This window comes from Bifidobacterium scardovii JCM 12489 = DSM 13734 (genome assembly GCF_001042635.1).
Taxonomy (GTDB): Bacteria; Actinomycetota; Actinomycetes; order Actinomycetales; family Bifidobacteriaceae; genus Bifidobacterium; species Bifidobacterium scardovii.
Genome location: NZ_AP012331.1, coordinates 2,074,045 through 2,087,656, shown reverse-complemented (window position 1 = coordinate 2,087,656; position 13,612 = coordinate 2,074,045). Strand labels below are relative to the sequence as shown.

Annotated in this window: 12 protein-coding genes and 1 pseudogene; 12 read left to right on the top strand and 1 reads right to left on the bottom strand. The window is 66.8% G+C overall.

What is annotated here, in order from left to right; genetic code table 11:
- Positions 1-7: 7 nt before the first annotated feature.
- The 12 genes and pseudogenes from rpmI to BBSC_RS08590 all read left to right on the top strand — a co-directional run bounded on the left by rpmI (position 8) and on the right by BBSC_RS08590 (position 12,685).
- Positions 8-202: a 50S ribosomal protein L35 gene (gene rpmI, locus BBSC_RS08645; protein ID WP_033519271.1), complete on the top strand. Its 195-nt coding sequence runs from the start codon at positions 8-10 to the stop codon at positions 200-202.
- Between the two features lie 50 nt (positions 203-252).
- Complete coding sequence (gene rplT, locus BBSC_RS08640; RefSeq protein WP_033519270.1) at positions 253-636, top strand: 50S ribosomal protein L20; 384 nt, start codon at positions 253-255, stop codon at positions 634-636.
- A gap of 196 nt (positions 637-832) precedes the next feature.
- The gene (gene xerD, locus BBSC_RS08635) at positions 833-1,783 is read left to right on the top strand and encodes a site-specific tyrosine recombinase XerD (RefSeq protein ID WP_033519269.1); all 951 of its coding nucleotides are present in this window, start codon (positions 833-835) and stop codon (positions 1,781-1,783) included.
- A gap of 198 nt (positions 1,784-1,981) precedes the next feature.
- Positions 1,982-2,821, top strand: a complete 840-nt coding sequence (locus tag BBSC_RS08630) for a ParA family protein (protein ID WP_033519285.1) — start codon at positions 1,982-1,984, stop codon at positions 2,819-2,821.
- Positions 2,822-2,895: 74 nt separating this feature from the next.
- Positions 2,896-3,699 carry a segregation and condensation protein A gene (locus BBSC_RS08625; RefSeq protein WP_033519284.1) on the top strand — a complete coding sequence of 268 codons (804 nt, stop codon included), beginning with the start codon at positions 2,896-2,898 and terminating at the stop codon, positions 3,697-3,699.
- Complete coding sequence (scpB, locus tag BBSC_RS08620; RefSeq protein ID WP_033519268.1) at positions 3,696-4,415, top strand: SMC-Scp complex subunit ScpB; 720 nt, start codon at positions 3,696-3,698, stop codon at positions 4,413-4,415. Before BBSC_RS08625 ends, scpB begins: the two co-directional genes overlap by 4 nt.
- A gap of 209 nt (positions 4,416-4,624) precedes the next feature.
- Positions 4,625-5,470: an NUDIX hydrolase gene (locus BBSC_RS08615; RefSeq protein ID WP_046726172.1), complete on the top strand. Its 846-nt coding sequence runs from the start codon at positions 4,625-4,627 to the stop codon at positions 5,468-5,470.
- Positions 5,471-5,602: 132 nt separating this feature from the next.
- Complete coding sequence (locus tag BBSC_RS08610) at positions 5,603-6,937, top strand: MFS transporter (RefSeq protein ID WP_033519267.1); 1,335 nt, start codon at positions 5,603-5,605, stop codon at positions 6,935-6,937.
- Between the two features lie 201 nt (positions 6,938-7,138).
- A complete protein-coding gene (gene typA / locus BBSC_RS08605) occupies positions 7,139-9,070 on the top strand; it encodes a translational GTPase TypA (RefSeq protein ID WP_033519266.1) in 1,932 nt (643 codons plus the stop codon).
- A gap of 867 nt (positions 9,071-9,937) precedes the next feature.
- Positions 9,938-10,351: pseudogene (locus BBSC_RS13360) on the top strand (alcohol dehydrogenase); the annotation flags it as partial.
- 235 nt (positions 10,352-10,586) lie between these two features.
- Entirely contained in the window at positions 10,587-11,624 is a 1,038-nt protein-coding gene (locus BBSC_RS08595) for a prephenate dehydratase domain-containing protein (RefSeq protein ID WP_033519265.1), read from the top strand.
- Entirely contained in the window at positions 11,618-12,685 is a 1,068-nt protein-coding gene (locus tag BBSC_RS08590) for a prephenate dehydrogenase (RefSeq protein ID WP_046726173.1), read from the top strand. Before BBSC_RS08595 ends, BBSC_RS08590 begins: the two co-directional genes overlap by 7 nt.
- Positions 12,686-13,325: 640 nt before the next feature.
- Here BBSC_RS08590 and BBSC_RS08585 read toward each other — a convergent pair.
- Complete coding sequence (locus BBSC_RS08585; protein ID WP_033519264.1) at positions 13,326-13,577, bottom strand: DUF6725 family protein; 252 nt, start codon at positions 13,575-13,577, stop codon at positions 13,326-13,328.
- Between the last annotated feature and the right edge of the window lie 35 nt (positions 13,578-13,612).

Genomic DNA, 13,612 nt, shown 5'->3' with positions numbered 1-13,612 from the left:
GGCAGCAATGCCGAAGATGAAAACAAATTCCGCCGCGTCCAAGCGCGTCCGCGTCACCGGCAAGGGCAAGCTGATGCATGCCGGCAGCGCCATGCGCCACAACCTGGAGCACAAGTCGGCCCGCCAGCGCCGCGCTCTGAAGGCCGACGGCGTGCTCGCCACGTCCCAGTCCAAGAACATGAAGAAGCTGCTGGGCCGCTGAGCCGCGCAAGCCGATATCGTAAGACTATCTTTAGAAACGAGGAATAGATTATGGCACGTGTCAAGCGCGCAGTGAACGCCCACAAGAAGCGTCGCGTCGTTCTCGAGAGGGCCTCCGGCTACCGCGGCCAGCGCTCCCGCCTGTACCGCAAGGCCAAAGAGCAGCTGCTGCACTCCTTTACCTACAACTTCCGCGATCGCAAGGCTCGCAAGGGCGATTTCCGCAAGCTGTGGATCCAGCGCATCAACGCCGCCGTCCGCGCCGAGGGCATCACCTACAACCGCTTCATTCAGGGCCTGCGCCTGGCCGACATCGAGCTGGACCGCCGCGCTCTCGCCGAGCTGGCCGTCTCCGATCCCGAGGCCTTCAAGGCCATCGTGGACGCCGCCAAGGCCGCTCTGCCCGAGGACGTCAACGCTCCTGCCGAGGCGTGAAGCAGACAGCCCGGTGGGCTGTCTGTAGCCGAGGTGAGCGGCTGTGCCGCGAAGGACGCGCGCGGCGCGTCAGCGTGAAATCGACAGCCCGGTGAGCTGATCATCGTCGAGGACCCCGCCATACGCGGGATCCTCGCATATGTGCACGTGAACGGGCGCGCAACGAATCGCAAGGGACCGGTGGACGGGAGGGGACATGCCTGACAGCGCATTCGCTCGGCTGACGGAGCAGTTCATCGCCCACATCGACGTGGAGCGCGGGCTGTCGAAGGCCACGGTCGCCGCGTACGAATCCGATCTGGCCAAGTACGTCTCATGGCTCGAGGCGCATGGCGTGTCCTCGCCGCGGGACATCGCCAGACAGCACGTCGAGGATTACGTGGCGGCGCTGGACGCCGAGGGGGAGAGCGCGAACAGCAAGGCGAGGCGCCTGGCCAGCATCCATATGTTCCACCGCTTCGCGCTGTCCGAACATGCGGTCGACGACGACGTCGCCGCGGCGGTCAAGGCGCCGAAAGGCGCCGGCACGCTGCCGGACGTGCTGAGCGTCGACGAGGTCGCGCGGCTGCTGGACGCGGTCCCGGTGCCGGCCGCCGGCGCTCCGATCGGCGTCGAAAACGCGGTTCCGCTGCGGGACAAGGCGCTGCTCGAATTCATGTACGCCACCGGGGCCCGCGTCTCCGAGGCGGTCGGCGGCAACCTCGACGATATCGACACCGACGACGAGCACGTCGCGCGGCTGACGGGCAAAGGGTCGAAGCAGCGCCTGGTGCCGCTCGGAGGCTATGCCTGCGCCGCGCTGCGCCGGTACATCGATCAGGCCCGGCCGGTGCTGGAGGCGAAGGCGAAGGGCGTCGGGCCGGAGCGTCGGGCGATTTTCCTCAACAAGCGCGGCCGCCGGCTGTCCCGCCAATCGGCGTGGGAGATCATCCGTCTGGCGGCGCAGCGCGCGCATATCGACAAGCCGCTGCACCCGCACACGCTGCGCCATTCGTTTGCCACGCACCTGATCCAGGGCGGCGCCGACGTGCGCACCGTGCAGGAGCTGCTGGGGCACGCCTCGGTCACCACCACGCAGATCTACACGCATGTCAGCCCGGAAACCCTCATCGAGACCTATCTGACCGCCCACCCGAGGGCGCGCTGACGCCGGCCGCTCGGCTGGGGCGCGTATTGGTAGTAGTCTGGATGATGCACGGCTGGTGCCGACACGACGGAGGTGGGGATGGGCGGCTGGCGCAAGGAGCATGAGACGGGGGATCCGTTCCGCCAGGGCGCGCTGCCCATCGCCGGGACGTATGTCGTTACCCCGCAGGAGAACATGGTTATTGATAAGGTAAACGGTATGCCTACGGATCTGCTTGGACGCGAATATGAGACCTTCCCCGCACCCGAACCGCTGCAGCAGCACGGTCCGGCGCGGGTCATCGCCATGTGCAACCAGAAGGGCGGCGTCGGCAAGACCACCAGCTCCATCAACATCGCCGGCGCGCTGAGCCAGTACGGCCGGCGCGTGCTCATCGTCGACTTCGACCCGCAGGGCGCGGCCACCGTCGGCCTCGGCATCAACGCGAACACGGTCGACAACACGATCTACACCGCGCTGTTCAACCCGCGCATGGACGTGCACGACGTGATCCAGCACACCGAATTCGAGAACCTCGACATCATCCCGGCGAACATCGACCTGTCGGCCGCCGAGGTGCAGCTCGTCACCGAGGTCGGCCGCGAGCAGATCCTCGCGAGCGTGCTGCGCCCGATCCGCGACGAGTACGACGTGATCATCGTGGACTGCCAGCCTTCGCTCGGCCTGCTCACCGTCAACGCGCTGGCGGCCGCCGACGGCGTGATCATCCCCGTGGCCGCCGAGTTCTTCGCGCTGCGCGGCGTGGCGCTGCTCATGCAGTCGATCGACAAGGTGCAGAGCCGCATCAATCCGAGCCTCGAGGTGTATGGGGTGCTGGTGACGATGTACACCAGGACGCTGCACTGCGAGGAGGTGCTGCAGCGCATCTACGAGGCGTTCCAGGACAAGGTGTTCCACACGGTGATCTCCCGGTCGATCAAGCTGCCGGACTCCACGGTCGCCGCCGCGCCGATCACGATCTACGCGCCCGGGCACAAGACCAGCAAGGAGTACCGCGAGGTCGCGCGCGAGCTGGTCGCCCGCGGCGTCATCGCCTGACCGTGAGCGGCTTCGATGCCACGGCGCGGACCGCGGCGCCGGCGCCGTACGAGTCGGACGCGGACGCCGAGTCGCTGGCCGGTTCCGGGTTCCGGGTGAACCTGGACGTGTACGCCGGGCCGTTCGACGTCCTGCTCGGCATGATCGCCAACAAGCGCCTCGAACTGACCGAGGTGTCGCTGTCGGCGATCACCGAGGAGTTTCTCTCCTATGTGCGCGGCATGGACGTCGCGCGCAACATGGACGAGGCGAGCGCGTTCCTCGACGTCGCCTCGATTCTGGTGGAGGCGAAAAGCGCGGCGCTGCTGCCGGGCGGCGAGGAGGACGAGCGCGACGAGCAGAGCATGGAGGCCCTGCGCGAGCGCGATCTGCTGTTCGCGAGACTGCTGCAGTACCGCGCGTTCAAGGAGGCCGCCGGCGATTTCCGCTCCCGCATCGCGGCGAACTCGGGGCGCTTCGCCCACCCGGCCTGTGTGGACGGGGCGGTCGCGGCCATGCTGCCGGAACTGGTGTGGACGCTGACCCCCGACGATCTGGCGCGCCTCGCCGCGCGGGTGTTCGCGAACGCGCCGGCCGACCAGGTGTCGCTGCACCAGCTGCATGTGCCGCTCGTCGACCTGCGCGCGCAGTCGGCGCTGGTGCGCGACCGTCTGCGCGCGCTGGGGGCCGGCGGGTCGATGACCTTCGCCGAACTGACGGCGGATGCCGCATCCCGCATCGAGATCGTGGCCAGATTCCTTGCGGTGCTCGCGTTCTTCAAGCAGGGGGCGCTGCAGTTCAGGCAGGCCGGGCCGTACGAGACCCTGCATCTGCGGTGGGTGCTCGGCGCCGATGACGGGATGGCCGATGTGGAGATCAGCGAAAGGGACTTTGCATGACGCAGGACAACACCACGGGCAACACCGCCACGGACAATACCGCCAGGGGCAGCGCTGCGGGCAACGCCGCGGACGGCATCGGGAACGGCGCCGAGGCCGCGGCGACCCCCGCACCGGCCGGCCCCGGAGTCGCGGGCGTGGCCGTCGAGGACTTTCCCGGCGGGCTGCGTGCCTGCCTCGAGGCGATACTCATGGCCGCCGACCAACCGCAATCCGAGGAGGATCTGGCGCGCGTGCTCGGCGTCAACCCGACGCTGGTCGGCGAGGCCCTGGAGAGGATGCAGTCCGGCTATGACGCGGCGCAACGCGGGTTCGAGCTGCGCCATACGGCCCGTGGATGGCAGTATGCGAGCCGCGCCGCATTCGAGCCGGTCGTGGCGGCCTTCGTGACCGACGGCCAGACCGCCCGCCTGTCGCAGGCCGCCTTGGAGGCGCTGGCGATCATCGCGTACAAGCAGCCGGTCACGCGCGCGCAGGTGGCGGCGATCCGCGGCGTCAATTCGGATGGCGTGATCCGCTCGCTGTCGGTGCGCGGCCTGATCCGCGAGGACGGGGTCGACGAGGAGTCGCGGGCGGCGCTGCTCGTCACCTCCAACCTGTTCCTAGAGCGCATGGGGCTGGACGGTCTCGACCAGCTGCCGTCGCTTGCGCCCTTCCTGCCGGATTCGGCGCGTGATGTAGAGCGTGAGGCATCGCAGGCTGCAGAAATATTGTGATCACGAGGCTGTATTGCGTGGTTAGGGTGCGCATGGGTGATACTGGTCCTGGGACGGCCATGAAGAGCCGTCATATGCGGGAAGCGGATGGCCGGCCGGCGGCGTGGCGCGCTGCGTCCTCGCCGCGATCCTTCTGTGGTCATCGTGACCATAAATGGTATGCTCGTGAACCGGAGCGTATGACGCAGGAGAGGAAGGCGCTCGGTTTTATGGGACTCAATGTGAGCGAGCGGCGCGCGCAGCCGCCGGAAGTCGGCATATCGGTGGTCATCCTGGCCTTGGGGCCCCGCGGCGGGCAGACCGGGGGAGCGGATGCGGGTTCCGCCGGGTCGCCTGCGGAACCCATCGGGCTGTGGCTGCCGCTGGTGCGACGCGTGCGCCAGCCGTTCCTCGGGCAGTGGGCGCTGCCGGGCGGCGACCTGCGCTCCGACCAGTCGCTGGAGCAGTCGGCCTATCTGGCGCTCGAATCCACCACCGACCTGCATCCGAAATATCTGGAGCAGCTGCACACCTTCGGCGATCCCGGGCGATCGCGCGGCGGGCTGCCCATGGTGTCCATCGTCTACTGGGCGCTGGTCGGGCAGGCGGAGACGCGCGACTTCGCCGAGGCGGACAACGTGCGCTGGTTCCCCGAGCGCGATCTGCCGCCGCTGGCCTTCGACCACCGCAGGATCATCGACCATGCGCTGCGCCAGCTGCGCGAGCGCATCGCCTACCCCGATCTGGTCACCAGGCTGGTCGGCAAGGAATTCACGCTGCGCCAGCTGCACGACGTGACCGAGGCGATCACCGGCGAATCCGTCGACCTGGCGAATTTCCGGCGCCGCATGCTCGCCGGCGGGCAACTCGAGGACACCGGGAAAAAAGCGCGCGAGGGGCGCCAGCGTCCGGCTGCGGTCTACCGGTACGTCTCCGAGCCGCTCTCCGGGCCGCAGTCGGAGGAGGGGCTGTCCGGCGAGGAGCTGGACCGGCTCGCGCGGTCGGCCTCGGTGTCGGACGCGGATCTCGATTCCTATCTCGACGATGTGCTCTCGCCGCTGATGACCTCCGCGTGATCGGACGTGCGGGGCACCTTGCGAGGGGCGCCGGATGGTGCGCCGCACAAGTTCGCGCAAGTTATAGTCGATGTGACCATAACTCGTGATATGCTGACCTTCTCTGCACGACGCAACAAGGGAAGAAGAAGCATGACAGACACGCAACAACTCACGCGCAACGAGCGCCTCGACCGGCTGCCGTTCAACAAGGCGCACCGCAAGCTCCTCATCGCCTCCGGCATCGGCTGGGCCTTTGATGCGATGGACGTCGGACTGGTGTCCTTCGTGGTGGCCGCCATCGCCGCCGACCCGCATTTCAACCTCGACCCGACCGAAAAATCGTGGGTGCTGTCCATCGGATTCGTCGGCATGGCCATCGGCGCGGCGCTCGGCGGATACATCGCCGACCGCGTTGGCCGCAAGACCGTGTTCACCGCAACGCTGGTCATCTTCGGGCTGGCGAACGGCGCCATGGCCCTGTCCTGGTCGCTCGGCATGCTGCTCGGTGCACGCCTGATCATCGGCCTCGGCCTGGGCGCCGAACTGCCCGTCGCCTCGACGCTCGTCTCCGAGTTCTCGCCGACCAAGCAGCGCGGCCGCATGACCGTCCTGCTCGAATCGTTCTGGGCGGTCGGCTGGATCATCGCCGCACTGATCGGCACCTTCGTGATCCCCAACACCGGCGACTGGGGCTGGCGCTGGGCGCTGGCCATCGGTGCGCTGCCGCTGCTCTACGCGATCGTCACCCGCGTGCACATCCCCGAATCGGTGCGCTTCCTCGAGGCCAAGGGGCGCGAGGACGAAGCCGAGAAGGCCGTGCGCTACTTCGAGGCCGCCGGCGGCGTGGCTCCGGTAGATTCGCCGAAGGGCAAGCCGCTGCCGAAGATCGCCACGCGCGAGCTGTTCGGCTCCACGTATCTGGCGCGCACCGTCGCGATCTGGGCCACCTGGTTCTTCGTCAACTTCTCGTACTACGGCGCGTTCACGTGGATGCCGTCGCTGCTCGCCGACCAGTTCGGCTCGCTGACCAAGTCGTTCGGCTATACACTGGCGATCTCCATCGCCCAGCTGCCCGGCTACTTCCTGGCCGCGTGGCTCGTGGAGATCTGGGGGCGCCGCCGCACGCTGAGCGTGTTCCTCGCCGTCTCCGCCGTGGCCGCGTTCGCGTTCTCGCAGGCCGGCTCCGTGGCCATGGTGCTCGTGTTCGGCATGCTGCTGTCCGCATCCAACCTCGGCGCCTGGGGCGTGCTCTATGCGGTCACGCCCGAGATCTACCCGACCCGCCTGCGCGGCGCCGCGGCCGGCGCGGCCGCTGCGGTGGGCCGTGTCGCCGCCATCATCGCGCCGCTGCTCATGCCGTGGTTCCTGACCCTGTCCGGCGGCAACAAGGCCGTGGCCTTCATCATCTTCGCCGCGGCCTTCATCCTCGCCTGCATCGCGGCCCTGTGCCTGCCCGAGCGCAAGGGCCTCGAACTCGAGGACTGATATTTCTGGCTCCCCTCCCTGAGGGGAGCTGTCGCCGTAGGCGACTGAGGGGAGCCATGTTTGATGAGTGGTCAAGGTGTGTGAGTATCATCGTGACGGTTTGTGTGTAGGTATGAATAAACACCTCGGAATAAGTACTTAAGTACTCGAGAACGCAAGTACCGAACGATTACGCAAAAGAATCAATTAAGAGAGGTTTCGATGGCGGTTCGCGGCGATATCAGGAATGTGGCAATTGTGGCTCACGTCGATCACGGCAAGACCACGCTGGTCAATGCGATGCTTCAGCAGTCGCATGTGTTCTCCGAGCGTGAGGAAGTGCCGGATCGCGTGATGGACTCCAACGATCTGGAACGCGAGAAGGGCATCACCATCCTCGCCAAGAACACGGCCGTGGAGTACACCGGCCCGCTGGCCGCCAAGTACGGTCACCCCGAGGGCATCACGCTCAACATCATCGACACCCCCGGCCACGCCGACTTCGGCGGCGAGGTCGAGCGCGGCATCTCGATGGTCGACGGCGTCGTCCTGCTCGTGGACGCCTCCGAAGGCCCGCTGCCGCAGACCCGCTTCGTGCTGCGCAAGGCCCTTGAGGCCAAGCTGCCGGTGATCCTGTGCGTCAACAAGGTGGACCGTCCCGACGCCCGCATCGAGGAGGTCGTCTCCGAAGCCACCGATCTGCTGCTGGGACTCGCCCAGGACGTGGTGGAGGAAGGCGTCGACCTCGACCTCGACCACCTGCTCGACCTGCCGGTGGTCTACTGCGCCGCCAAGGCCGGCTATGCCTCCGTCGACCAGCCCGCCAACGGCGCCCTGCCGGACAACGACAACCTCGAGCCGCTGTTCGAGGACATCATCAAGTACATCCCCGCCCCCGAGTACGAGGAAGGCGCGCCGCTGCAGGCGCACGTCGCCAACATCGACTCCTCCGACTTCCTCGGCCGTCTCGGCCTCGTGCGCATCTACAACGGCACGCTCGAGAAGGGCAAGACCTACGGCCTGTCCCGCGTGGACGGCTCCCTGGAGAACTTCCGCGTCTCCGAGCTGCTGCGCACGCAGGGCCTGGAGCGCATTCCGGTCGAATCGGCAGGCCCCGGCGACATCGTCGCGGTCGCCGGTGTCAACGACATCATGATCGGCGAAACCATCGTCGACCCGAACGATCCGAAGCCGCTGCCGCTCATCCACGTCGACGACCCGGCCATCTCCATGACCTTCGGCACCAACGATTCCCCGCTGGCCGGCACCGAGGGCAAGGACCACAAGCTCACCGCCCGCATGCTCAAGGACCGCCTCGACCGCGAGCTCATCGGCAACGTGTCCATCAAGGTGCTGCCGACCGACCGTCCGGACGCCTGGGAGGTGCAGGGCCGCGGCGAACTTGCGCTGGCCGTGCTCGCCGAGCAGATGCGCCGCGAGGGCTACGAGCTGACCGTCGGTCGCCCACAGGTGGTCACCAAGACCATCGACGGCCAGATCAACGAGCCGATGGAAAGCACCACGATCGACGTGCCGGAAGAGTACATGGGCACCGTCACCCAGCTCATGGCCGACCGCAAGGGTCGCATGGACTCCATGTCGAACCACGGTTCCGGCTGGGTCCGCCTGCAGTTCACCGTGCCGTCCCGTGGCCTGATCGGCTTCCGTACCGCGCTGCTGTCCGCCACGCGCGGCACCGGCATCGCCTCGTCCCTGTCCGCCGGCTATGCGCCGTGGGCCGGCCCGATCGTCACCCGCCAGAACGGCTCGATGGTCTCCGACCGCAAGGGCATCGCCACCCCGTACGCCATGCAGCGTCTGCAGGCCCGCGGCAACTTCTTCGTCGAGCCGCAGTCCCCGGTGTATGAGGGCCAGGTCGTCGGCGTGAACAACAAGCCCGACGAGCTGGACGTCAACATCACGCTGGCCAAGCACATGACCAACATGCGCTCCTCCACCGCCGACGTGCTCGAGACGCTCACTCCGCCGATCAAGATGAGCCTCGAGGAGTCGCTCGACTTCGCGAACGAGGACGAGTGCGTCGAGGTCACGCCCGAGTCCATCCGCGTGCGCAAGATCATCCTCAACCGCGAGGACTGGTACAAGTGGCGCGCCAAGCAGCGCCGCCAGAACGCGCAGCAGGCGGCCAAGTAGCCCGCTGGCGCGCGTGCGCCTGATCGTTTCGCAAGACGGGAGTCCGATGGGCTCCCGTCTTGCGCGTTTGCCGGCCGTATCCGGCCGGTATGCCGAGACATAGGTGCGTTGCCGGGGTCGCGCCTTCCCACCGGAGGGTTCGCCTCGTGGCGAGGTTTACGGCGCATTGTTTTTTGTGTTTTTCGTGTTTTTCATGCTTTTCGCGCTTTCGCGATGCGGTTTTTCGCGCCGCCATGCTTATATGGCGCTGCTTTCCGCGTTGCCACGCTTTCATCGTGTTGTCACGCTTCTATGGCGCGGCTTTTATCCCGCCGTCATGCTTCCACCGCGCTGTCATCTTTCCACCTTTCCATCGTGTGTCATGCTTCCACCGCGCGGTAAACGTTCCACGCCGCGGTTGCCCGATTTGCAGTATCCGCGGTATTCCGCCATTTCCTTATACCGCGCCGTGGGATCTTTGCCGCGTCGTGGAGATATGGATGCGCGGTGGATGCTTGCATAGCGTGTTGTGTCTCCACGGCGTGGTGATGTTTCCACGGCGCGGTAAACGTTCCACGGCGTGGTGATGTTTCCACGGCGCGGTAAACGTTCCACGGCGTGGTTGGCGGTTTTGTGGCATCCGCGGTATTCCGCCGTTTTCCTTTCTTCGCGGTGGGTGTTTTACCGCGTGGTGGAAGGGTTACCGCGTCGTGGGAGCATTTCTGCGCGGGGAGGCTGGGAGCATTCCCGCGCGGGGATCCCATGCCGCGGCGTGGAAGGAACACCGTGCGGCGGAATCATGGCCGCATGGCGGAAAACCATGGCGAATTCGTCGGCGAGGCGGACTCATGCGCCGATATGCGGCACCGGATACTTATACTGATACCCATGACTTCGGATTACAAGGACTCCCTGCCCTGGTCGCACCGGCTCAATCCGGTCGCCCGCGTGCTCGTCACCATCACGGCCGGCGCCGCGGTCGGCCTGATCGGCACGCTGGCCCATCGGATGGGCGCATCGGCGAACATCCCCTATGGTCTGGTGCTTGCATTCGTGATTCTTGGCCTGTCGACATGGTGCGCGCGTTCGCGCTGCGGCGTGAGCGGCGTGGCCTGGCACCTGATCGCCAGTTCGGGCATGGCTTGGTGGATCGCGGCCGGCGCCGCCAATGACGGTGATGCGCTGATCGTCGCGGGATTCAAGGTCGACATGCCGTATTTCAGCCAGCACGCCGGCTACATCTGGCTGTATGGCATCGTCCTCGTGCAGATCGCGTTCCTGCTTATGCCGCCACGCTGGTTCTCGATGGCCCCGCGCAAGGCCGCCCCGGACCGGTCGGCCTCGGCTGCGGGCGCCGAATCCGCGGATCCGGCGAAGCCGGAGGTCCCGGCCGAGAAGGCCGATGCGCCCGAGACTTCGACGCAGGACCCGGAGCAAGCGCCGCAGGCGGAAGACGCCGGCGACGCTGCCGGCGCACTGCAGTCGGCGCGTGGCCGGAACATCGATCGCGCCCACGATCAGGAAGCTCGGTGACCCTATGCGCACGCTGCACTACCTTGGCCCCGAAGGCACGTTCACCCATCAGGCCGCGCTCGAAGCCGCCGATTTCCTGAACCCGCTGGCCGGCGGCGTCGCGCTCGCCGCCGAGCACGACGTGCCGGCCATCCTGCACGCGGTGCATGAGAACGGCGACTGGGGCATCATCGCCTGGGAGAACAACATCGAAGGCTATGTCGTGCCGAATCTGGACGCGCTGATTGACGCGGATAACGCCGTCGGGTTCGCGCGCGTCGGCGTGGACGTCTCCTTCGACGCGTTCATCAGACTGCCGCAGGGAGCCTCATCCGATCAGGAATCCATCGACAAGGCCCTCGCCGCCTGCACGCAGGTCACCGCGCATCCGCACGGACTGGCGCAGTGCCGCCGCTTCACGGCCGACCATCGGTTGCGCGAGGTGCCGTCCTCCTCGAACGGCGCCGCCTGCCGTGATCTGATTGAGGGCCAGGTGGCTCTTGGGCCGGGCATCTGCGGCGAGTTGTACGGTCTGACCCGCGTCGGCGCCGCCGTGGAGGACTATCCGGGCGCCCACACCGAATTCGTGGTCATCGCGCCCCGCGACGAGGTCTCCGAGCTGATTCCCCAAGCCGCGGCCCGTACGGAGCGCGCCACGGCTGACGGCGGGCGCGTGGACGATGACGAATACGAGTCGATTATCGCGTTCATCCCGCTGAACACCGGTCCGGGCGTGCTGGCCAACCTGCTCGATGTGTTGCGCGACGCCGGGCTCAATATGACCAGCTTCATCTCGCGCCCGATCAAGGGTCACGACGGCACCTACAGCTTCATCGCCACGTTCGACGCCGCGCCATGGCAACGGCATTGCCGCGACGCGCTCGCCGAGGTGGCCGGGCACGGCGACTGGGTGAAGACCCTCGCCGTCTACCCGCGCCGCGAGCGGCCGAATCCGCCGGTCGACGCGTGGATGCTGCCCAACGGCGGCGTCCATTTCGACGCGTCGGGCATGCCGGCGAACTGGCAGGACGACGGCACCGTGCGAAAGGAGCTGCTGTGGTAGATCGCACGCCCCCATCAACGCCTACATCCGTCGGCATCGTCGGTCTGGGACTGATCGGCGGTTCCCTGGCCCGTCGGCTGGTCAGTCGTGGCGTGAACGTCACCGCGTGGAATCACCGCGACCATCCATACGCGCAGGCGACCGCGGACGGTATCCGCTGCGTGCCCGACCTGCGCGACCTGGCGCAGGACAGGCCCGACGTGCTGGTCCTGTGCAATCCGCTGAGGGCCATGCCTGAGGTGCTTGCCGCCCTGGCTCCGGCGATCGACCGCCAAGCCACCACGCTCACCGACGTCGGCAGCGTCAAGGGCATGGTACGCAGTCAGGTGGAGGCGGCCGGACTGGGGGAGTGCTACGTCGGCGCGCACCCGATGGCCGGCAACGAGCTGTCCGGATGGCGGTCCGCCGATCCGGCGCTGTACGACGACGCCCTGTGGGCCGTCACCGTGCGCGGCGACACCGAATACCCGCGGTTCGCCGCAGTGGCTCGGATGATCACCGCCGGCGCCGGCAACCGGATGATCGTGCTGGATGACGGTACGCATGACCGGGCCGCCGCGCTGATCTCGCACATGCCGCATGTCGTGGCCACGGCGATGATCAATGAGCTGACCGACGATCCGGACCGCAACATCGCCGCGGCACTCGCGGCCGGCAGTTGGCGGGATATGACCCGCGTGGCGCTGACCGATCCGGACCGCACGCGCGCCATGGTCGAGGAGGATGCGGCGAATGTCGAGGATCTGCTGCGCCGGATGGCTGGTCGGCTCAATGCCGCCGCGGACATGCTGCGCGATGGCGACGGAACCGCGCTGACCCGCTTCTTCGCCGAAGGACAGCCGTTCCGCGACTATAAGATGGCGCAGCGCGCGATGCCGCCCGATAACGCCGCCTCGGGCGACAGCAACCGCTACGCCGAACGCGAACTACGCATCGACCCCATGCACTGGCAGGATGATCTGATCGCGTCGGCCAGGCGCGGCGAACATATCACGGCTTTTGCCGAGGATCACGCCGGGCATGCGACCATACGCGTGCAGCTGCGCTCAGCCGTAGCGTAGCGGGCACCGCGCGGTAATGCTTCCACTGCGCGGTGAGTGTTCCACCGCGCAGTGACGCTTCCACGACGCGGTAATGCTTCCACGGCGTGGTTGGTGGTTTTTGGTATCCGCGTTATTCCGCTGTTTTCCTTCCTTCGCGGTGGGTGTTTTACCGCGTGGTGGAAGAGCTACTGCGTGGTGGAGGCGTGGATGCTCGGTGGAGGTTGGAAGCATTTCCGCGCGGTGGATTTCTTGCTGCAGAAGTATGGATGTGGGGATGCTTCCATGGTGTTGTTGTGTCTTTACCGCGTAGCGGTGTTCCCACGGCGCGGTAAATGTTCCACCGCGCGGTGAGTGTTCCACGGCGTGGTTGGCTGATTTGTGGTATCCGCGGTATTCCGCCGTTTTCCGTTGCCGCGTGGTGGAAGTATTACCACGCGGTGGGAGTATTGCCGCGTGGTGGGTGGGGGTGCGATGGAACACTCACCGCGCCGTGGGGGCATTACCACGCCGTGGGGGCATTACCACGCGGTGGGAGTATTGCCGCGCCATGGAAGCGCCGCTATGCCGTGGAGAGGATGCCTCGCCGTGGATGCATGGCCGCAGGGCATCCACGGCACGAGGTCGCACGGCGCTACGAAGGAGCGCGGAGGATTCCGCCTCAGGGGCGCGTACGGTGCCGCTCGGGTATGGGCTTCAACGTGATGATGGTGTCGGCGTCGATGCTGACGCGCTGCTCGGGGCGCGATCCGTTCGCCGCCGCATCGCGGGTCATTTCGAGGCGATACCCGTCCCATGAGGTGACATGACCGATATAGTCGCGGTATTTCATACGATGATCGACGGGATCGACGCCTTCCGACACGCGTACGACGACGCGCGCATGCGCCGGGATCTCATTGGGGATGGCCATGACGACTCCTTTGCCTCGCAGGTATTATCATGCTA